The sequence below is a fragment of the Citrobacter sp. RHBSTW-00570 genome (assembly GCF_013739755.1).
GTDB lineage: Bacteria > Pseudomonadota > Gammaproteobacteria > Enterobacterales > Enterobacteriaceae > Citrobacter > Citrobacter braakii.
The window spans coordinates 3,399,042-3,420,887 of record NZ_CP056399.1 but is presented as its reverse complement, the minus strand read 5'-3'; the positions used below and the strand labels follow the sequence as shown (position 1 = coordinate 3,420,887).

General features: G+C 54.2%; 18 protein-coding genes and 1 pseudogene. 10 read left to right on the top strand and 9 right to left on the bottom strand.

The features are described 5' to 3' along the window. Positions 1-10 precede the first annotated feature (10 nt). The 3 genes from HV237_RS16330 to HV237_RS16320 form a co-directional block, all read right to left on the bottom strand. A complete protein-coding gene (locus tag HV237_RS16330) occupies positions 11-2,188 on the bottom strand; it encodes a type II secretion system protein (RefSeq protein WP_047359453.1) in 2,178 nt (725 codons plus the stop codon). A gap of 84 nt (positions 2,189-2,272) precedes the next feature. Continuing rightward, positions 2,273-2,977 carry a type IV pilus major pilin gene (locus tag HV237_RS16325; RefSeq protein WP_046274623.1) on the bottom strand — a complete coding sequence of 235 codons (705 nt, stop codon included), beginning with the start codon at positions 2,975-2,977 and terminating at the stop codon, positions 2,273-2,275. Positions 2,978-3,525: 548 nt separating this feature from the next. Continuing rightward, on the bottom strand, positions 3,526-4,809 hold the full coding sequence (locus HV237_RS16320) for a putative acyl-CoA thioester hydrolase (RefSeq protein WP_046274669.1): 1,284 nt from the start codon (positions 4,807-4,809) through the stop codon (positions 3,526-3,528). A gap of 223 nt (positions 4,810-5,032) precedes the next feature. Between HV237_RS16320 and hutI the strand changes: the two genes are divergently transcribed. The 5 genes from hutI (at position 5,033) to hutH (ending at position 11,334) form a co-directional block, all read left to right on the top strand. Then, positions 5,033-6,256, top strand: coding sequence for an imidazolonepropionase (hutI, locus tag HV237_RS16315; RefSeq protein ID WP_047359452.1), 1,224 nt, complete (start codon positions 5,033-5,035; stop codon positions 6,254-6,256). After that, positions 6,253-7,194, top strand: coding sequence for a formimidoylglutamase (gene hutG, locus HV237_RS16310; protein WP_047359451.1), 942 nt, complete (start codon positions 6,253-6,255; stop codon positions 7,192-7,194). The genes hutI and hutG overlap by 4 nt, the downstream gene beginning before the upstream one ends. An 87-nt stretch (positions 7,195-7,281) precedes the next feature. Next, a complete protein-coding gene (locus HV237_RS16305) occupies positions 7,282-8,001 on the top strand; it encodes a histidine utilization repressor (RefSeq protein WP_016152334.1) in 720 nt (239 codons plus the stop codon). Between the two features lie 125 nt (positions 8,002-8,126). Continuing rightward, a complete protein-coding gene (gene hutU, locus HV237_RS16300; RefSeq protein WP_047359450.1) occupies positions 8,127-9,812 on the top strand; it encodes a urocanate hydratase in 1,686 nt (561 codons plus the stop codon). Between the two features lies 1 nt (position 9,813). After that, positions 9,814-11,334, top strand: coding sequence for a histidine ammonia-lyase (gene hutH, locus HV237_RS16295; protein WP_046274627.1), 1,521 nt, complete (start codon positions 9,814-9,816; stop codon positions 11,332-11,334). A 56-nt stretch (positions 11,335-11,390) separates the two neighbouring features. Here the strand turns inward: hutH and HV237_RS16290 are convergent, their stop codons facing one another. The 5 genes and pseudogenes from HV237_RS16290 to bioA all read right to left on the bottom strand — a co-directional run bounded on the left by HV237_RS16290 (position 11,391) and on the right by bioA (position 14,602). Continuing rightward, positions 11,391-11,867 carry a kinase inhibitor gene (locus HV237_RS16290; RefSeq protein WP_046274628.1) on the bottom strand — a complete coding sequence of 159 codons (477 nt, stop codon included), beginning with the start codon at positions 11,865-11,867 and terminating at the stop codon, positions 11,391-11,393. Positions 11,868-11,966: 99 nt separating this feature from the next. Further along, positions 11,967-12,128, bottom strand: a pseudogene (locus tag HV237_RS26220) (phage tail protein); the annotation flags it as partial. Further along, entirely contained in the window at positions 12,088-12,348 is a 261-nt protein-coding gene (locus HV237_RS16285; protein WP_047359449.1) for a hypothetical protein, read from the bottom strand. The gene HV237_RS16285 and the pseudogene HV237_RS26220, both read right to left, overlap by 41 nt. Before the next feature lie 171 nt (positions 12,349-12,519). Further along, entirely contained in the window at positions 12,520-12,954 is a 435-nt protein-coding gene (locus tag HV237_RS16280; protein ID WP_019076332.1) for a hypothetical protein, read from the bottom strand. Positions 12,955-13,312: 358 nt separating this feature from the next. Then, on the bottom strand, positions 13,313-14,602 hold the full coding sequence (gene bioA / locus HV237_RS16275; protein ID WP_016152338.1) for an adenosylmethionine--8-amino-7-oxononanoate transaminase: 1,290 nt from the start codon (positions 14,600-14,602) through the stop codon (positions 13,313-13,315). 76 nt (positions 14,603-14,678) lie between these two features. On the opposite strand from bioA, the gene bioB reads away from it, so the two are divergent. From bioB to bioD, 4 genes are read left to right on the top strand one after another with little or no spacing between them, the layout of a single operon-like run. After that, positions 14,679-15,719 carry a biotin synthase BioB gene (gene bioB / locus HV237_RS16270; protein WP_029139462.1) on the top strand — a complete coding sequence of 347 codons (1,041 nt, stop codon included), beginning with the start codon at positions 14,679-14,681 and terminating at the stop codon, positions 15,717-15,719. After that, a complete protein-coding gene (bioF, locus tag HV237_RS16265) occupies positions 15,716-16,873 on the top strand; it encodes an 8-amino-7-oxononanoate synthase (RefSeq protein WP_016152340.1) in 1,158 nt (385 codons plus the stop codon). The genes bioB and bioF overlap by 4 nt, the downstream gene beginning before the upstream one ends. Beyond that, entirely contained in the window at positions 16,857-17,612 is a 756-nt protein-coding gene (bioC, locus tag HV237_RS16260) for a malonyl-ACP O-methyltransferase BioC (protein WP_047359448.1), read from the top strand. Before bioF ends, bioC begins: the two co-directional genes overlap by 17 nt. Then, positions 17,605-18,303, top strand: coding sequence for a dethiobiotin synthase (gene bioD, locus HV237_RS16255; protein WP_047359447.1), 699 nt, complete (start codon positions 17,605-17,607; stop codon positions 18,301-18,303). The genes bioC and bioD overlap by 8 nt, the downstream gene beginning before the upstream one ends. Here the strand turns inward: bioD and HV237_RS16250 are convergent. Beyond that, positions 18,269-18,991 (bottom strand): ATP-binding cassette domain-containing protein, encoded by a 723-nt coding sequence (locus HV237_RS16250; protein ID WP_047359446.1) that lies wholly within the window; start codon positions 18,989-18,991, stop codon positions 18,269-18,271. The two genes, bioD and HV237_RS16250, sit on opposite strands and share 35 nt — an antisense overlap. A 770-nt stretch (positions 18,992-19,761) precedes the next feature. Here HV237_RS16250 and uvrB point away from each other — a divergent pair. Then, positions 19,762-21,783 carry an excinuclease ABC subunit UvrB gene (gene uvrB / locus HV237_RS16245; protein WP_047359445.1) on the top strand — a complete coding sequence of 674 codons (2,022 nt, stop codon included), beginning with the start codon at positions 19,762-19,764 and terminating at the stop codon, positions 21,781-21,783. Positions 21,784-21,846 lie beyond the last annotated feature (63 nt).

The following is a 21,846-nucleotide window of genomic DNA, read 5'->3' as shown; positions in this document are numbered from 1 at the left end:
CTTCCAATGATTAATAGGTGATTCTTTCATGGTCCGGAATATCAAGTTCATTACCGTTTTCTTTATAAAACTTAAGATCGTTATCTTCCGCAACAAGAGAATGGAGCACATACTTATTCGGCTCCGCCTCAGTCCAGGCGTGACCTTCGGATGAAATCATTCCCCCCTGCGGGATTGTGCTGCACCACTGGTTAATTACCACTGAGAGAGACTGTGGGTTTATTTTATTCACATTTTTTTTGCCATCAGGGGTAATCGTTGCCGACGCGGCGCTGATTAACCAGAAGGGCTCGTCCAGATTATTACCTGTGCCTTTAAACCATTTCTCCGCGATCCAGTCCTCAAAGATTCCGCTTATGTTCACTTTATCCGGGACGTTGGCAGAGACAATATCTTTGTTCACCACGATGTTGGCCTGGATCGCCACGGCTGCTACCGCGCCCACAGGTTTCGGATCGTTCTTACTCTTGTAGCTATTCGTCCGGGTTGCCCCCTGCTGGGTATAGTCGAAATAGCCACCGGTTTTGTTTGCCCCTTCATCCTCATCTGCCGCGACAGATGATATGGCGACCGACAGGCGGGGATAGAGGCTACGCAGCTTGGTTTTACGGCTTTTATCGATACCGGTTACTTTAGGACACGTTTGCAACGGTAAACGAATCACGCCCGGTTCAGTGAAGAGATTTTTGTAATTATCCTCACTATTCCAGTTTATATAGTCAGCATCAGCAACATCCGGTTTTTTACCCTGCGGATAATTGTTTTTAAATGATTGATAAAAGGTGGTGGTGGGCGTCACCAGCTCATACTGACCATGGAAAGCATCTGCAAATTGATTAGGGAATCTAATGGTGTCATCATCATCCTGGATACCGTTTTTAAGCCTGTCAGCATCAGTTTCATTGTAAGCCACATACCATTTTTCCGGATGCCTGCGCGAGGTATTTTCCATCACGATATTGGCGTACAGCGTGCCGGTGGTGCCTTTGAGCGAGCTCGGCGAAGCAGGATCCACTTCGCTACCGTCTGTTTTATCCGCGCTGGTACGCAGATGCAGAATGCGATCGTCTGGATTATACGGCGTGCCGTCTGGATTAAGCCTGCCATCTGGATTGACGCCGTTGCTGTTCATTGCCGCCAGGCACAGCGTGCTCTTGTTTTGCTCTCTGCTCCAGCACATCGCCGGTTCGTTTTTATCTTTGTCCGTTGCATCGCTGCTGGTAATCAGTAGGCGGTCTTCATCAATCGCCGTAATACACGGTCCGGCTTCGCCTTTGGCATCGTTCCAGCACAGCTTGGCAGCCGGAACAGAACCATCGGCAGCAATATCTTCACTGTTTTTGTCTAAGCTTAAGCGAATGCCGTAACGTTTATTCGCATCGAGCCTGTCCAGATTATTGGGAACGTCCCCCATCTGCAGCGGTTGGTCTGCGGCCGTTGTTACCAGGTTAAAATTACCGCTATTGTTGACTTCAAACACCACCGCCTGCAGATAACCGAGATCGACGCTTTTCAGCGCTTTTTCCAGCGGCTTAATAAATCCGGCAAAATGGAGGCCTTCGTTCTCGACCTCGTTCTGGTAGACGAGATAGAAGTCGACACGTTCAATACCCAACCCGCTGGTGCGACTGTTGTTGACGAAGTCCACGCGTTCCAGCACTAGCTCCAGCGATTCGGCGCCAGGGCGCAGTTCACACGGCAGCATAGACTCCGTCAGCTTGAAGGGCAGCTTCCCTTTCTCAATATTGCCATTTCTACATTCGCTACCCAGAAACAGATAGCGAGAACCCCGGGTGGGCGATACATCGGTTTGTGTTGACACAGCAGCAGACCAACCGGAATAAAAATTATTATCATCCCTGTCGGGTGAATCCTGTAATGTCCTGTTAGTGACGCGGTTATCATAATTCGCGATATTGACGTGAGTATTTTTTCCGTATAGTGGGTTGGCTTGTTGTGCGCTATTCGTGGTAGCCAGTTTGTCTTGTGCCACAAAGCGCATCACGCCGGAAATATCACGGGCGATCATATCAGCGACAATCAGTTGGTGACTTTGCTGGGCTTCTTTTCGTTTATAATTGGCATAAGTCATCAGGCACATGCCGATAATGGCAAGCACAACAATCATTTCAAGAAGGGTGACGCCTGCCTGACGGCCGTGAGCATTCGTGCTGTGCTTACTTATCATTTATAAAGTCCATTTAGAAGGACTGCCCTCTAATAAAGAGGGCAGAATAAGTACAACAAATTAAAAAAATATTGCCAGTATTTATTAACGGCTACCTAAAACGATAGCGTTAGTTGGACCAGTTGGATCAGTGTCACAGACACCAGTTAAGACGATATTGGCAGGCGTTAACTTATCATCAGTCGTTGTTTTCAAAATACCAGTAGCAGGGTTCGCTTCAACACTGATATCAATTGCTGCAGCATTACCAGACATTGCACCTGCAGCCGCTGTAGTGGTCGCCACATAATCCCATTGAGAACCAATCTGTGACACAATGTTACGGCAATCTTCCTTCTCCAGTCCGTTGATTACCATAAAGAAAGCTTTATTCTTCGCGGCAGTAGCGGAAAGTTTTGCAGGTCCAATTTCAAAAGCATCGTTAGAGAATCCATTGAACGCTTCGCTAGGACCGATTTTACCCATCTTGACCAGACCAACGATTGCGGATGTTCCAGGTGATGTCTCGATCCCAGCTTTTGTTTCTGAATTTGAATCAGCGCGAGCCGGATATTCAGCGGAGTCTTTATACGCCTCTGTCATCGCAACACGGACAGAGTTCGTATTATCGGTCAGGTCTGAAATATCCTGAGATGTAAACGCACGCTGTGCCAGAATAACCACACCGGCGGCAATAATACCGATAATGCCCAGTACAATGATAATTTCAAGCAGCGTCACGCCTTTCTGCTTTTTCAGCTCACGATACTGCGCTGATTTCCTTTTCCATGAATGAATCATGTTTTTCATATCCATAAATCCTTAGATATTAGTTGCTGTAAAAAATTAACCCTGCACTCACTGTGCCGAAATATTATATGCGGCATTTTTCGTAAATCACCAGAAGCCAAAAGCTGTGATGGGATAATTAGGAATAAAGGTTACTGGTCAGATGAGTTGTTTTTGAATAAAATTTCACAATATATATATTATATATTGGAAATATCGTGACGGGTTTTTTGATTTATTTTTAGAAAAATTTACGGTAATTTTCCTTTTCCGGAAAGTGATATATATTGACAATGCTCATACATTAAAATTAATATGGCTTGGCTTTTTATCTATTTTAGGTTAAAAAGTGAGTTTAGCGGCAAAACAATATTTGTCCAATTAAACGTTACTGTAACTTACTTACGTAAGCGCCTGGGCTTGCCTTCATACAACTCGAATTATTTTGGCTATAAATAGATCGATTTCAAACCTGCATTGGTGAAAATATGACCTGTGTGAAGAAAAGACGTTGAAAGCGGTGAAGGGGGCTGGCGGGAGTGTTCCCGCCAGCGGTTTGATGGCTGTGATTACTGCTTCGGTTCGGCAACCACTTTGCTACCGATACCGCGGTTGTTGTATTCCCACATGCGGTTAAAGTTGGTGTCGTTCAGGTTGCGCTGGATTTCACCTTTGTCATCTTGTGCACCGGTATTACCGGCAAAAGGACGCTTCGAGATAACGCTGTCAGCCCATGGTTTTGCCATGTTAAAGCCTTCGTTGATCACGCTGTCGCGGATAACGACCTGACCGTTAGTGTTCGAATCGACATCCAGCGAGCGGCCCAACTGTGCCACGCCATCACCACTCGCCGTGAAGCGGCTATTTGTGGCGAGGAAGCCGTAGTAGATGTTTGACAGCGTCGCTGGTGCAAACACATAGGCTTCCTGCTGCGTACGGGAGTTCACAACGCGGAAATCGGTGTTATCGAACACCACGGCGCCGCGACCGGAAACAATATCCACATCCCCTTCAATGTAGCTGTTGGTTACCAAAGTACGCGGTTGACGATCGTTTTCCAGACGGTTTTGTACGCCGCTGTTAGTCACGAAAAACGTATTCTGGCGACCGAGGATGTTGACCTTATTGATCTGCACTTTATCGCCATCGGTACGTAGCGCAACGGCCGGGTGATTACCCGCATCAACGCTGTCACCCAGATTGTTTTCGATGGTCAGGTTCTGCAATTGAAGACCGTTATTTTGCGACCAGACGACGGCAGAACACATCACGCCAATATTTGTGCCGCGCTTGTTCTGGCAATTATCAAACATATACCACGCCGGTTTACCCGGCATGTATTTACCGCCCGGGTTCACCGTACGACGCCAGTCTGCGGTGCTCATGTCACCATCAATAGCCTGGCCAATTTTTACATCCAGCGGTTTTTCGCCCATGCCGTACAGCGTCAGACTTCCCGTTGCTGCCGGGATATATACCGTGCCCTGATACTCGCCCGGCATAATCGCGATGTACTGACGTTTGTTAGTACGCTTGATGATTGCCGCATCAACCGCAGCCTGAATGCTGGTATGGGTGACGCCCTGAGTCCCAGCCGGGCCAACCACGAAGTCAGGCTGTGCAGGCAGAGAAATAGCAGAAGGGCTCCACGGCGCGGTGTTTGGCGTCAGCGCGGAAAAATAGTGCGCAGCAACGAAGTTATTCGCTTCATTGGCCGACAAGATCGGGCGCGAAGAGGTACCTGGCGCGGTCTGATCGGAAGGAATTTGATCGGGCGGCGTAGAGCTACAGGCGGTCAGCGTCACGCCAAAAGCCATTGCCAGCGCCAGACGGGAAACTGATGATATGTTCACAGGTTGCTCCGGGCTTTGAAAGTTATCCATTGAAGCCTGCTTTTTTATACTAAGTTGAGCGAAACGGGAAGGTTAAAAGGTAAAAAGTTGTTTTTATCGCCGTAATGCCCGGCGCGGAGAGTCCGTATATCACAAATACATAACAATTACGGTCCTTCAGGTTGACAACATCCGTATAATCAAAAATAAATGTCTATACAACCTATGACAAGTGGTGAGTCGAATGCAGCAATTCTTCGCTGATGATGTTATCTGGCGCAATGTTCGTCTGGCGACCATGGATCCCGAACGTAACACCCCGTATGGGCTGGTGGAGGGTCATGCGCTGATCGTCCGCCAGGGGAAGATTCGCGATATCGTCCCGGAGTCATCGCTCTATCTCACACATGACAATACCTTTGATATGCAGGGCAGGCTAATTACACCAGGCCTGATTGACTGTCATACGCATCTGGTCTTTGGTGGAAACCGTGCAGGTGAATGGGAGCAGCGGCTAAACGGTGTCTCCTACCAGCAGATAAGCGCCCAGGGCGGGGGTATCAATGCCACCGTATCAGCAACCCGCAGCGCCAGTGATGAGCAACTCTTACATCTAGCGCATCAGCGTATGGAACAGCTGATCAAAGAAGGCGTTACCTTGCTGGAAATAAAATCCGGTTACGGCCTGGATTTGCAGACAGAAGAGAAAATATTGCGTGTGGCAGCGGCGCTGGCGGCGGAGAATATCATTGAAATAAGCCCCACGCTGTTGGCTGCCCATGCGACTCCAGCAGAATACCGGGATGATCCTGACGGCTATATTACGCTGGTGTGCGAGACCATTTTGCCGCAGCTGTGGGAACAAGGGCTGTTTGAGACCGTCGATCTGTTTTGTGAAAGCGTGGGTTTTTCGTTGGCACAGAGCGAGCGGGTGTTTCAGGCCGCGCAGGCGTTGGGCATCCCGATTAAAGGCCATGTTGAACAGCTGTCATTGCTGGGTGGCGCACAGCTGGTAAGCCGCTACCACGGGTTATCCGCCGATCATATTGAATATCTCGATGAAGCGGGCGTAGCGGCGATGAGCCAAAGCGGTACGGTCGGCGTACTGCTGCCCGGCGCATTCTATTTCCTTAAAGAGCAACAGCGTCCGCCGGTGGCATTGCTGCGTCAGTATCAGGTACCGATGGCGGTGGCGACAGATTTTAACCCAGGTACCAGCCCGTTTATCAGCCTGCACTGGGCGATGAATATGGCCTGCGTTCAGTTTGGCTTAACGCCGGAAGAAGCATGGGCGGGCGTCACCCGTCATGCGGCCCGGGCGCTGGGACGTCATACCACTCATGGTCAATTGAAGGCCGGGTTTGTGGCCGATTTTGTGGTGTGGGATGCCACTCTCCCGGTCGAGATCCTGTATGAACCGGGGCGCAACCCGCTCTACCAACGCGTATTCAAAGGACAAATAGTATGACTCACTGGCAACCTGTTTCACCTGCGCTGTGGCAGGGACGTGATGATCGCGCCGAATCGCCGAATGCGCTGCGCCTGTTTCAGACTATCACGCTGAGCCCGACATTTAGCCCAGAAATGTATCGCGAGCAGATAGCGCTGCTCGGGTTTGCCTGCGACGAAGGCGTGAAACGTAATCAGGGCCGGACGGGAGCCGCCGGAGCGCCCGATGTGCTGCGCAAGGCGCTGGCGAATTTAGCCAGCCACGATGGGCATCATCGGCTGGTAGATCTGGGAAATATTGTGGCCCAGGCCCCCGACCTTGAGGGCGCGCAGCAGGCGCTACGCAATGCGGTGCAGCGCTGTCAGCAGGAGAATATACGTACCTTTGTTCTGGGGGGAGGACACGAAACCGCATTTGCGCACGGCGCAGGCGTGTTGGATGCGTTCCCGCAGGCGAAAGTGGGGATCGTCAACTTCGATGCGCACCTCGATTTGCGCCATGCCGATCAGGCTACTTCCGGTACACCGTTTCGCCAACTGGCGCAGCTTTGCGATGAACAGCAGCGTGAATTTCACTATGCCTGTATCGGCGTCAGTCGGGCGGCAAACACCCAGGCGCTATGGGATGAGGCGCAACGGCTCGGTGTGACCGTGGTGGAGGATCTGTTCTGTGCAACGGCGCAGGCGCAGTTAGCGCAGTTTGTCGCCAACCTGGATGTTATCTATCTGACTATCGATCTCGACGTGCTGCCGGTGTGGGAAATGCCCGGCGTGTCGGCACCCGCTGCGCTGGGCGTACCGTTGGCGACGCTGCTGAATCTGATTGAACCCCTGTGTCGTAGCGGTAAACTGCAGGCGGTGGATATGGTTGAATTTAATCCACGCTTTGACGATGATGGCAGAGCGGCGCGCGTTGCGGCGCGATTAGGTTGGCAAATCGCGCACTGGTGGCACTGATATACCTGATGGCGTTGCGCTTATCAGGTTCGGGTAATGTCTGTAAACTGTACCCACTCACATTCTCAGCTTAAGGAAGGCTTACGCATGCTCCCATCCCGTTCTGCTCCGGCACCTTTTTACGAAAAGGTCAAACAGGAGATCAGCGAAAAGATTGCCAGCGGTATCTGGCAACCTCACGATCGCATTCCCTCTGAGGCGGAGCTGGTGGCGCAGTATGGTTTCAGCCGCATGACCATCAACCGGGCGCTGCGTGAGTTAACGGATGAAGGGTTACTGGTTCGTTTGCAGGGCGTAGGGACGTTTGTCGCCGAGCCGAAGGGCCAGTCTGCGCTGTTTGAAATTCGCAGCATCGCGGATGAAATCAACGCCCGTCAGCATCAGCACCGCTGCGAGGTGATCACGCTTGAACGAACCCAGGCAAGCGCGCAGCAGGCTTTGGTGTTAAACGTCAAAGAAGGTACCTCCATTTTTCACTCTGTCATGGTGCACTACGAGAACGAACTGCCGGTGCAGATTGAAGATCGCTGCGTGAATGCCGAAATTGTGCCAGCGTATCTGGCGCAGGATTACAGCCAGACTACGCCGCACGCTTATCTGTCGCTGATAGCCCCTTTAACGGAAGGCGAGCATATTGTTGAAGCGGTCCGCGCCAGTGCCGAAGAGTGCGCGCTGCTGAATATCAAAGAACACGATCCCTGCTTGCTGATCCGCCGTAAAACCTGGTCTGCGTCATCCATTGTCTCTCATGCCCGTTTGCTCTTCCCGGGTTCCCGCTATCGCCTGCAAGGGCGGTTTATGTCCTGAAAAGCGTGATTGCTGCCGCAGTATAATAAAATTGTATCTTTTTTGTTAAAAGCACGCTTGCGACAACTTGTATAGACAAGTATATGTTACTTATCTGTCCGATCGTTCGCGAGGAGTGCTCTACCATGTCTCATAGCAAGTACCGTCAGCAGGATATTCGTGCCCCACGCGGCACCACGTTAACGGCCAAAAGCTGGCTGACCGAAGCGCCGCTGCGCATGTTAATGAACAACCTGGATCCCGATGTGGCGGAAAATCCGCATGAGCTGGTGGTATACGGCGGGATTGGTCGCGCCGCGCGGGACTGGGAATGTTATGACGCCATCGTCAACGCGCTGACCAAACTGGAGACCGATGAGACCCTGCTGGTCCAGTCCGGTAAACCGGTTGGCGTTTTCAAAACCCATGACAATGCGCCGCGCGTACTGATTGCCAACTCCAACCTGGTGCCACATTGGGCTACCTGGGAACACTTCAACGAGCTGGACGCCAAAGGGCTGGCGATGTATGGCCAGATGACCGCCGGGAGCTGGATCTACATCGGTAGCCAGGGCATCGTGCAGGGGACTTATGAAACCTTCGTTGAGGCCGGGCGTCAGCATTATCAGGGTAACCTGAGCGGACGCTGGGTGCTGACCGCCGGGCTGGGCGGCATGGGTGGGGCGCAACCGTTAGCCGCAACGCTGGCAGGTGCTTGCTCGCTGAATATTGAGTGCCAGCAAAGCCGGATCGATTTCCGTCTGCGTACCCGCTACGTGGATGAGCAGGCGACATCGCTTGACGACGCGCTGGTGCGTATCGAAAAGTACACCCGGGAGGGTAAAGCGGTCTCCATTGCGCTATGCGCTAACGCCGCCGACGTTGTGCCGGAACTGGTGAAGCGCGGTGTGCGCCCGGATATGGTCACTGACCAGACCAGCGCCCACGATCCGCTGCATGGTTATCTGCCGTCCGGCTGGAGCTGGGAAGCGTATCAGGCGAAAGCGGTGTCCGATCCGCAGGGCACGGTACAGGCGGCGAAACGCTCAATGGCAACGCACGTCGAGGCAATGCTGGCGTTCAGCAAAATGGGCGTGCCGACGTTTGATTACGGCAACAACATTCGCCAGATGGCCAAAGAGATGGGCGTGGAAAACGCCTTTGATTTCCCCGGTTTCGTCCCTGCTTATATTCGCCCTCTGTTCTGCCGCGGCATTGGCCCGTTCCGTTGGGTGGCGCTTTCCGGCGATCCGCAGGATATTTATAAAACGGATGCCAAAGTGAAAGAGATCGTGGCTGACGATAAACATCTGCACCACTGGCTGGATATGGCGCGTGAGCGGATTAACTTCCAGGGATTACCGGCGCGTATCTGCTGGGTCGGTCTGGAATGGCGTCAAAAACTGGGGCTGGCGTTTAATGAAATGGTGCGCAGCGGTGAAGTATCTGCGCCGATTGTTATTGGCCGTGATCATCTGGATTCCGGGTCCGTCGCCAGCCCGAACCGCGAAACCGAAGCCATGCGCGACGGTTCTGATGCAGTATCCGACTGGCCGCTGCTGAACGCGCTACTTAACACCGCCAGCGGTGCAACCTGGGTGTCACTGCATCACGGTGGCGGGGTAGGAATGGGCTTCTCCCAGCATGCCGGGATGGTGATTGTTTGCGATGGCACTGATGAAGCCGCAGCGCGTATCGCCCGGGTATTACATAACGATCCGGCTACCGGGGTGATGCGCCACGCCGACGCCGGGTATGACATTGCGGTGGAATGCGCCGTCGAAGAAGGGCTGAATTTGCCGATGGTCGCGGCGACGCAGGAGAAACGTTGATATGAACACCATGACATTAACGCCGGGTCATCTGAGCTTTGCGCAACTGCGCGACATCTGGCAGCAGCCGGTCAAACTGAGCCTGGATGCCGGGGCGATTGATGCGATCAACGCAAGCGTCGCCTGCGTCAATAATATTGTCGCTGAAGGCCGTACGGCGTATGGCATTAATACCGGCTTTGGCCTGCTGGCTCAGACCCGTATCGCCACGGAAGATTTGCAGAATTTACAGCGTTCTCTGGTGCTTTCCCATGCGGCAGGCGTTGGTGAGGCGCTCGATGACGCGATGGTTCGCCTGATTATGGTGCTGAAAATCAACAGCCTGGCGCGGGGTTTTTCGGGTATTCGTCTCAGCGTGATTGAAGCGCTGATTGCGCTGGTGAATGCCGGGGTGTATCCGCTGATCCCGGCGAAAGGGTCAGTGGGCGCATCGGGCGATCTGGCACCGCTGGCGCATATGTCTCTGACGCTGCTGGGCGAAGGTAAAGCGCGCTGGCAGGGGGAATGGCTTCCGGCGACTGAAGCGCTGAAAAAGGCCGGACTGGAGCCGATTACGCTGGAGGCGAAAGAAGGGCTGGCGCTGCTCAACGGTACCCAGGCTTCCACAGCCTTTGCGCTGCGTGGGTTAATTGAAGCCCAGGAGCTGTTCGCGTCTGCGACGGTGTGTGGGGCGCTGACCACCGAAGCGGTATTGGGCTCTCGTCGTCCGTTTGATGCCCGTATTCATGCCGCACGAGGACAGCGTGGGCAGATTGATGCCGCAGCGCTGTACCGCCATGTGTTGACCGACACCAGCGCACTTTCTCAGTCGCATCATAACTGTGAAAAAGTGCAGGATCCGTATTCTTTGCGCTGTCAGCCGCAGGTGATGGGGGCGTGCCTGACGCAAATGCGTCAGGTAATGGAGGTCTTACTGGTAGAAGCCAACGCGGTTTCCGACAACCCGCTGGTGTTTGCCGAAGAGGGCGATGTCATTTCCGGCGGCAACTTCCATGCTGAACCGGTGGCGATGGCGGCAGATAATCTGGCGCTGGCGATTGCGGAAATCGGGGCGTTATCAGAGCGACGCATTGCGCTGATGATGGACAAACATATGTCGCAGTTGCCGCCGTTCCTGGTGAAAAACGGCGGGGTGAACTCCGGCTTTATGATTGCTCAGGTAACCGCGGCCGCGCTGGCGAGCGAGAACAAAGCGCTGGCGCATCCGCACAGCGTGGACAGCCTGCCGACCTCCGCCAACCAGGAAGATCATGTGTCTATGGCACCGGCAGCGGGCCGCAGGTTGTGGGAGATGGCAGCGAATACGCGCGGCGTGATTGCCGTGGAGTGGCTGGCGGCGTGTCAGGGGATTGACCTGCGTGAAGGGTTAACCTCAAGCCCGCTGCTGGAGCAGGCGCGCCAGGCTCTGCGCGAGCAGGTTGCCCACTATACGCAGGATCGCTTTTTTGCTCCGGATATTGAGTGCGCAACCGAACTGTTAGCCCAGGGGGCATTGTTGAAATTGTTGCCTGAATTTCTGTAGATAAGCCTTGTTTAGTAGGCCGGATGCGGCGAAGCCGACATCCGGCACAACACAGCTTAACTGAACAGCGCCGTAATCGAGGCGCTGGCGAGCGAGTGGAAGTGAACGTTAAAGCCAACCATCGCGCCGCTGGCGTCCTCATCGACATCAATACGCTCCACATCTAGCGCGTGAACCGTAAAGATATAGCGATGGGTTTCCCCCTTCGGCGGCGCAGCACCGCCATAACCTGCTTTACCAAAATCCGTACGGGTCTGAATCACCCCATCCGGCAGCGCAACCAGCCCGGAGCCGAAGCCTTGCGTGAGTACGCGGGTATCTGCTGGCAGATTTACCACCACCCAGTGCCACCAGCCGGAGCCGGTTGGCGCATCAGGATCGTAGCAGGTCACGACAAAGCTTTTAGTCCCTGCGGGCACGTCATCCCACGCCAGATGCGGGGAAATATTATCCCCGTCATATCCCATGCCGTTAAAGACGTGGCGATGCGCAAGCTTTTCGCCATCGCGCAGATCGTTACTGATTAGTTTCATGCTGACTCCTCTCGTTAGCCAAAAAGTGTAGCCAGGAACCGTATGTAGCGTGGCGAAATATTCTGGACTGTTTTGCGTTCAATCAAGGGTGGCAAATCCGGTTTCGTGCAAATCAAGGTATGTGAGAATGTCGGCAATAGTGTTCTTGCTGATAATGTCACGACCAACAGAAGTTAAATCAGCCAGCGCTGCCTTATCCTCTCCGGTGAAGTAGGGTACTTTATTCGCACTGGTGACCAGTCCAGCCAGTGCGGCATCGAGTAAACTCCAGATACTCCTTCTCGGCGGTGTCAGGGAAAATCTGGCGAATAATCCAGCCCTGATAGGCGTAGAGATCGTCCGCCACGCCTGATACAGCATTAGCCCGGACGGCGTAGTCGCTGTCGCTGCTGGTGTCGACGTTCTCATCGGGTAGCGCGTTCTGAATATCGCGTAACTGGCGGTCGGTACTTTCCGCAACGGTCGGGACGGGAAATGTCATTAAATAATCCTTACTGGGTGCCGGAACGTGTGCGGGGTGCCGGTGCTGTCGGTTAAACCCACTGCATGAGCGGTTATTGTGTGGTGTTGAGTATTCAGGGAGCGGCTGCGGCACGAAAAATCAAAGGGAAGCGGAGGAAAGGACCCGGCCATATTGACCGGGTTAATTATCTTACTTAACCTGACGGGCTTTGTCTGCTTTCCATTCCTCATATGTTGCTTCGAGGAACCACAAGCAGCGAGCGCCCTTATCAGTGCTTAACAACGCAGGACGTGTCCGCTGATAAAAATCCTCAACGGTTGCTGGAGCTTCAACAGGCACTCCGCAGACAATATCAGTCCCGATCATGTGCGGCCATTTTCCCGCGTCAATGACGCTGAGCGCATCAAGAGCGCCGGTTGTATTTGCTGTTAGGGCAGCAGATAAAGCATCTTCCAGTTTAATGGCCTGCTTAACATCTGCCGCAGCCGCGAGTTCTGGCGTTTTATTCAGCCACGCTTGATCGCCCGTAGCCACGCCTTTCAGCGCATCGGGCCAGTTCACTTCGCCAGCTGCTGAAGTGGCCACAATAAACGGAAGTAGTAGCAACAATGCGAGCCGTTTCATCGTACAACCTCAAGCGGGCCGCCCTCACGTCCATGAACATCGACGGAACCTTTGATATCAGCGCCGCCGTCATCTTTGAGCCATAAATAAGCTGGAATAGCCATTTTCTTAAAACTCCACTTAAGGAAAATCTCATAAAATCCTTTCACTTTAATCACTTACGTGACAAATTTACGCTATCGCTTACTAAATCACCCGTCAATTTTTGCTCAGCATCGACATAAAACGATTTGCAATTTCTTTGATGCAAATAAAAAAAGGCCGGAATAATCCGGCCTTCATGTCTAAATATTGTTACTTCATCAGTCATCGAATAATCCGGGCTGTTTCACTTTTCCACGTCCGGACCGGGCGCTGATTAATCGCTAAAAAATGTTGCACTGCGCACAGCCTCGTTTACGGCCTGGGTCAGACGACGCAACTGATCGGGCTGAATAATGTACGGCGGCATCAGATAGATCAGTTTGCCAAACGGTCGTACCCACACACCCTGTTCAACAAAGAACTTCTGTAACGCCGCCATATTCACCGGATGCGTGGTTTCGATCACACCGATGGCGCCGAGTACGCGCACGTCGGCTACCCAACTGGAGTCTGCCGCCGGGGCGAGTTCTGTCCGCAGTTGCGCTTCAATGGCCGCTACCTGTGAGCGCCACTCGCCGGTTTCGAGTAACGACAGGCTGGCGGAGGCGACGGCGCAGGCCAGTGGATTACCCATAAAGGTTGGACCGTGCATGAAGCATCCGGCTTCACCGTTGCTGATGGTTTCCGCGACCTGACGCGTGGTCAGGGTGGCGGAAAGGGTCATGGTTCCGCCGGTTAACGCTTTGCCGAGGCACAAAATGTCCGGAGTTATGTTGGCGTGTTCACAGGCAAAAAGCTTGCCTGTACGACCAAATCCGGTGGCGATTTCATCGGCAATCAGCAGGATACCTTCACGGTCGCACATCTTACGGATGCGCTTTAACCATTCGGGATGATACATGCGCATGCCGCCAGCGCCCTGCACAATCGGCTCAAGGATCACCGCCGCAATCTCGTGGCGATGCGCGGCCATCAGGCGGGCAAAAGGCACCATATCCAGTTCGTCCCACTCGCCGTCCATGCGGTTTTGCGGGGCGGGCGCAAACAGGTTCTCCGGCAGATAACCCTTCCACAGACTGTGCATCGAGTTGTCGGGATCGCAGACCGACATCGCGCCGAAGGTATCGCCGTGATAACCGTTTCGAAATGTCAGGAAACGCTGACGGGATTCGCCTTTGGCCTGCCAGTATTGCAGCGCCATTTTCATTGCTACTTCTACGGCGACCGAACCTGAATCCGCGAGAAAAACGCACTCCAGCGCCTCTGGCGTCATCGCCACCAACTGGCGGCACAACGCAATGGCCGGGGCATGGGTAATGCCGCCAAACATCACATGTGACATGGCATCAATCTGCGTTTTCATCGCGGCGTTCAGCTGTGGGTGATTGTAACCGTGGATCGCCGCCCACCAGGACGACATGCCGTCTATCAGCCTCTCACCGCGGGCTAAAATCAGTTCGCAACCTTCGGCACGCGCCACCGGATAAACCGGTAACGGGGAGGTCATGGAGGTGTAAGGGTGCCAGATATGGCGTTGGTCAAACGCAAGATCGTCCGTTGTCATAATCGACTTGTAAACCAAATTAAAAAGATTTAGGTTTACGAGTCTACACCAAACTCATAACGAAACGTATACCAATATGGCTCATTCTTCTCGCTGGACAATGTCGCAAGTCACCGAATTATTTGAAAAACCGCTGTTGGATCTGCTGTTTGAAGCGCAGCAGGTTCACCGTCAGCACTTTGATCCGCGGCAGGTTCAGGTCAGTACGCTGCTGTCGATTAAGACCGGTGCCTGCCCGGAAGACTGCAAATACTGCCCGCAAAGCTCCCGCTATAAAACCGGTCTGGAAACGGAACGTTTGATGGAGGTTGAACAGGTACTGGACTCAGCGCGTAAAGCGAAACAGGCCGGTTCAACGCGGTTTTGCATGGGCGCGGCGTGGAAGAATCCACACGAACGCGACATGCCCTACCTGGAACAGATGGTTCAGGGCGTAAAAGAACTGGGGCTGGAAGCGTGTATGACGCTGGGTACGCTGAACGAAAATCAGGCCCAGCGGCTGGCCAATGCGGGTCTGGACTACTACAACCATAACCTCGATACCTCGCCGGAATTCTACGGCAATATCATCACAACCCGTTCGTACCAGGAGCGCCTGGATACGCTGGATAAAGTGCGTGAGGCGGGCATTAAAGTTTGCTCCGGCGGGATTGTGGGACTGGGGGAAACGGTGACCGACCGCGCGGGTCTGTTGCTGCAATTAGCGAATCTGCCAACGCCGCCAGAAAGCGTGCCGATCAACATGCTGGTGAAAGTGAAAGGCACGCCGCTTGCCGATAACGACGATGTGGATGCCTTTGATTTTATTCGTACTATCGCCGTGGCGCGGATCATGATGCCGACTTCATATGTCCGTCTTTCAGCCGGACGCGAGCAGATGAACGAACAAACCCAGGCGATGTGCTTTATGGCCGGAGCTAACTCGATTTTCTACGGCTGCAAACTGCTGACCACGCCGAACCCGAACGAAGATAAGGATTTGCTGTTGTTTCGCAAGCTGGGTCTCAATCCGCAGCAAACGGCGGTGCTGGCAGGCGATAACGAACAGCAGCAACGCCTGGAACAGGCGCTGCGTACCCCGGATACCGACGAATACTACAACGCGGCAACCGTATGACCTGGCAGCAAAAAATAGACGATGCGTTAACGGCGCGTCGTCGTGCTGATGCGTTGCGTCGGCGCTATGCGGTGACGCAGGGCGCCGGTCGCTGGCTGCAGGCCGAAGGTCGCCAGTACCTGAACTTTTCCAGCAACGACTACCTTGGCTTAAGCCACCATCCGCATATTATCTGCGCGTGGCAGCAAGGCGCTGAGCGTTTTGGCGTCGGCAGCGGCGGCTCGGGTCATGTGAGCGGTTATTCCGTTGCTCATCAGGCGCTGGAAGATGAGCTGGCGCAATGGCTCGGCTATTCCCGGGCGCTGCTGTTTATCTCCGGTTTTGCCGCTAATCAGGCGGTCATTGCCGCGCTGATGGGCAAAGAGGACCGGATTGTTGCTGACCGACTCAGCCATGCCTCACTGCTGGAAGCTGCCAGCCATAGCCCTGCCGTGCTACGTCGCTTTACCCATAACGATCCGCAACATCTGGAACGTCTGCTGACAACCCCCTGTCCGGGGCAACAACTCGTGGTCACTGAAGGTGTGTTCAGCATGGATGGCGATAGCGCACCGCTGGCGGAAATTCACGCGGTAGCAGAGCGGCAGGGCGCGTGGTTGCTGGTGGATGATGCGCACGGGATTGGCGTCAGCGGTGAGGAAGGGCGCGGCTCGTGCTCCCGACAGCAGGTGAAACCCGAGCTGTTAGTGGTGACGTTTGGCAAAGGTTTTGGCGTCAGCGGCGCAGCAATCTTGTGCTCAGACAGCGTGGCCGATTATCTGCTGCAGTTTGCCCGTCATCTGATCTACAGCACCAGTATGCCTCCGGCGCAGGCCCAGGCCTTGCGCGCCGCGCTGGAGGTGATCCGCAGCCGCGAAGGCGATGAGCGCAGAGAAAAACTGGCGATGCTGATCCAGCGTTTTCGCGCTGGGGTGAATACGCCGGACTTAACGCTGGCGCAGTCAGACAGCGCCATTCAGCCACTGATCGTGGGCGACAATCATAAAGCCTTGCAACTGGCGGAGGCATTACGTCAACAGGGATGCTGGGTGACGGCTATTCGCCCACCGACGGTGCCGGTTGGTACGGCCAGGCTGCGGCTTACGCTGACCCAGGCGCATGAAGTCCAGGATATCGATCGCTTACTGGAGGTGCTGCATGGCGCAGGTCAATAAGCAGGCGATTGCTGCCGCGTTTGGCCGCGCGGCTACTCACTATGAGCAACACGCGGAACTCCAGCGTCAGAGCGCCGATGCGTTACTGGCACGACTCGATGGTCGGGCATTCTCTCAGGTTTTAGATGCGGGCTGCGGACCCGGGCGTATGAGCCGTTACTGGCGGGAGCAGGGGAGCGAGGTCTGCGCGCTGGATCTGTCGGCGCAAATGCTGACTGAAGCGCAGCGTCACGATGTCGCCCACCGCTATCTGTTGGCGGATATTGAAGCCATTCCGCAGGCTGCTGCTACTTTCGACCTGGCCTGGAGCAATCTGGCCGTACAGTGGTGCAGCGATCTGCGCGGCGCGTTACGTGAGCTTTACCGGGTGGTGCGTCCTGGCGGGATGGTGGCGTTTAGTACCCTGGCGCAGGGGTCAATGCCGGAACTTCGTCAGGCGTGGCGAGCAGTTGATGAGCGGGAGCACGCCAATCGTTTTTTGCCCGTGGAGCAACTGGAAAACACCCTGCATGGGTGGGACGTTGAATACCAGTCTCATGCCGTCACGCTGTGGTTTGACGATGCGCTGAGCGCCATGCGCTCGCTGAAGGGCATTGGCGCGACGCATTTGCATGATGGCCGCGAGCCGCGCGTCCTCACCCGCTCACAGCTGCGCCAGCTACAGCTAGCCTGGCCCTGCCAGCAGGGGAAATATCCGCTGACCTATCATCTATTTTTGGGAGTGATTCAACGTGATTAACACTTTTTTTGTCACCGGGACGGATACCGAAGTGGGGAAAACTATCGCCAGCTGTGCGTTGCTACAGGCGGCGGGGCAGAGGGGATTGCGAACCGTCGGCTATAAGCCAGTGGCGTCGGGCAGTGAAATGACGGTTGAAGGTCTGCGCAATAGCGATGCCCTGGCATTACAGCGCAACAGCGTTGTGACGGTGGACTATGCGGCTATCAACCCCTATACCTTCGCGGAACCTACCTCACCGCATATCATCAGCGCGGACGAAGGTCGCCCCATTCAGGCCTCTGTAATGTCTGCGGGTTTACGCGCGCTGGAACAACAGGCTGACTGGGTGCTGGTGGAAGGTGCTGGCGGGTGGTTTACGCCGCTTTCGCCAACGCTGAGTTTTGCTGATTGGGTAAAAACAGAGCAGTTGCCGGTTATTCTGGTGGTTGGCGTTAAGCTCGGCTGCATCAACCACGCTGTGCTGACCGCCCAGGCGGTGCAGCAGGCCGGACTGACGCTTGCCGGATGGGTCGCCAATGATGTGACGCCACCTGGCAAGCGTCATGCTGAATATATGGCAACGCTCAGGCGTGTGCTTGCGGCTCCGCTGCTGGGGGAAATTCCCTGGCTGGCAGAAGAGCCGGAGCGGGCATCGACAGGACGTTATATCGATCTTAGCGTTTTGTCTGTAGCGCCCCCCAGTCGGTGATTAGCGGGTTGCTGAGCTGTGTGATTTGCCCCTGAGCCACGTTGCGCCCACGGTGTAACAGGCAGTAGCAGTCAGCGACCCGACGAATAAACGGCAGGCTCTGCTCCGCGAGCATTATGGCGATGCCGAGCTCCTGGCTTAACCTTACCACCAGGTTCCCCAGTTTGTGGATATATGCCTGGCCACTTCCCCGCGTGGGCTCATCGAGGATCAGCAGGCGCGGGCGTGTGACCAGCGCGCTGGCGAGCGCAAGCTGGTGCTGATCATCTTCCGATAATGCCGCCCCTTTGGCCTGACGCAGTACGAACAACTGTGGAAACAGGCGGTAAATATCACTGCTGTTCATCGTTTCGCTTTCCTCAACCGCCTGGCGCGCAATATGCAGATTTTCCTCTACCGTCAATTGCGAAAAAATCCGTCTCTCTTGTGAAACGTAGTTAATGCCCAGCGCGATGCGATTTGCCGCCGGAATGGGACTCAGGTCGCGCGGCGGCGCGCCAGCCTGATGCCAGAACATGGTGCCGCTTTCGATCGGTAAATTGCCGATAATGCAATTGGTCAGCGTAGTCTTTCCCATCCCTGGAAGCCCCAGCACACCGGTACATTTACCGGGCAGCAGGTCGAGATCCACATCCCATAGGGAGTGTTGATTACCGTAATAATGATTCACTGCGCGAAGACTCAACATAGATTCCTCCAGCATGATGCTATCCGCCCCACGTACAGGTCGTCGGAAGAAAATTGCAATTCTCTTGCCAGAAGAGGGATTGGGGTCAAAAAACAGCAGGAGAGTGTGCCGCGCAGGCGGTAACGTCTGGCTAGCCGGAGGGCTGGCGTTGTTTTGTGCACATTGCCAGTGCCTGGCGGTGTCGTAATGGTGCAGGCAAGAAAATGATGAAAATGCGAGCAAGATCCCGGCCATTCCAGGCCGCTTCGTTAGCTGATAAATATCAAAAAATAGCGATAAATTTTTTTTATCCCTCCGGAAAAGGGAGTGAGGGCGTTTTTGCCAGGCTACAGTCCATACGGGCTGGAGGCAGTTATCCACTATTCCTGTGGATAACCTTGTGTATTAGAGTTAGAAAACACAATGTAAGCGAGAGAAGACGCGGCCTGCGACTAAATTGATGCGAAAGACGGCTCGGGATAATAGTCATTAAATTACAGAATGTTAGATAAAATCAATGGCTGTCGCAGAAGTGTCATGCGTTGCCACAAAACTTTCATCGGGCAGCTTGACAAATGTTAAAAAAGTCATTGCTTTGGGGATAACACGTTTTTGCTGGTGTTTTATCTTGTCTGAGGCCAAATTTTAGCCTGCGGTCACGGTCATTCTGATGGCGTATCAGAAATATTCTGGTGCGTTACTGTTTTTTCATCCAGTATATTTTACTGGCAAAATATACGACTGCGAGTAAAATTACACACCTGCCCGCCCATTGCTTCAGGTAGCTGCTCATGAGTAAACCGTTCAAACTAAATTCCGCTTTTAAACCCTCTGGCGATCAGCCTGAGGCTATTCGCCGTCTGGAAGAAGGGCTGGAGGATGGTCTGGCGCATCAGACGCTGCTGGGGGTGACGGGCTCGGGGAAGACATTCACCATCGCTAACGTAATTGCGGACTTGCAGCGGCCTACCATGGTGCTGGCTCCCAATAAGACGCTGGCCGCGCAGCTGTACGGTGAGATGAAAGAGTTCTTCCCGGATAACGCGGTGGAGTATTTCGTCTCCTACTACGACTATTATCAACCGGAAGCCTACGTTCCAAGTTCTGACACCTTCATCGAGAAGGATGCCTCGGTTAACGAACATATTGAGCAGATGCGTCTGTCGGCGACCAAAGCGCTGCTGGAACGTCGGGATGTCGTTGTCGTCGCGTCAGTTTCCGCTATCTATGGTTTGGGCGATCCGGATCTGTATCTGAAAATGATGCTGCACCTGACGGTGGGGATGATTATCGACCAGCGTGCGATCCTGCGCCGCCTGGCGGAACTGCAATATACCCGCAACGATCAGGCATTTCAGCGCGGAACCTTCCGCGTGCGTGGTGAAGTGATCGACATTTTCCCGGCTGAATCCGACGATATCGCGCTGCGCGTGGAACTGTTTGATGAAGAGATCGAACGTTTATCGCTGTTTGACCCGCTTACCGGGCAGGTTGAATCCACGATTTCGCGCTACACCATCTATCCTAAAACGCACTACGTGACGCCGCGCGAACGTATCGTGCAGGCGATGGAAGAAATCAAAGTTGAGCTGGCAGAGCGGCGCAAGGTCCTGCTGGCAAATAACAAACTGCTGGAAGAACAGCGGCTAAGTCAGCGTACGCAGTTCGATCTGGAAATGATGAATGAGCTGGGTTACTGCTCGGGGATTGAAAACTACTCCCGCTATCTGTCCGGGCGTGGCCCCGGCGAGCCGCCGCCGACGTTGTTTGATTACCTGCCTGCCGACGGCCTGCTGGTGGTGGATGAATCCCACGTCACTATCCCGCAAATTGGCGGTATGTATCGTGGTGACCGGGCGCGTAAAGAGACTCTGGTCGAATACGGATTCCGTCTGCCGTCGGCGCTGGATAACCGTCCGCTTAAATTTGAAGAGTTTGAAGCGCTGGCCCCGCAGACCATCTACGTCTCAGCGACGCCGGGCAACTATGAGCTGGAGAAATCCGGTGATGACGTCGTCGATCAGGTAGTACGACCGACCGGCCTGCTGGATCCGATCATTGAGGTACGCCCGGTGGCGACGCAGGTTGACGATCTGCTGTCTGAGATCCGCATCCGTGCGGCGATTAACGAACGTGTGCTGGTCACTACGCTCACGAAACGGATGGCAGAGGATCTCACCGAATACCTCGAAGAGCACGGTGAGCGGGTGCGCTATCTGCACTCAGACATCGATACCGTGGAACGTATGGAAATCATTCGTGACCTGCGTCTGGGCGAGTTTGACGTGCTGGTGGGTATCAACCTGTTACGTGAGGGTCTGGACATGCCTGAGGTCTCACTGGTGGCGATTCTGGACGCAGACAAAGAAGGGTTCCTGCGTTCTGAACGTTCGCTTATTCAGACCATCGGCCGTGCGGCGCGTAATATCAACGGGAAGGCTATTCTCTACGGCGACAAAATTACCGCCTCAATGGCTAAGGCGATAGGTGAAACTGAACGCCGTCGTGAGAAACAGCAGCTCTACAACGAAGAACACGGTATTACGCCGCAGGGGCTGAACAAGAAAGTGGTCGATATTCTGGCGCTGGGTCAGAATATTGCGAAGACTAAGGCGAAAGGCAAAGGGAAGTCACGCGCAGGCGCGAAGTCTGAAATTGTCGAACTGGATATGACGCCAAAAGCGCTGCAGCAGAAGATTCATGAGCTGGAAGGGCAGATGATGCAGCATGCGCAGAATCTTGAATTTGAAGAGGCTGCGACGATCCGCGACCAGTTGCATCAGCTGCGCGAGTTGTTTATCGCGGCATCGTAAGATTGTGCCGGAGGCGGGGGAACCCCCTCATCCGGCCTGTGGGAGTAGATCGCGTTTGTAGGC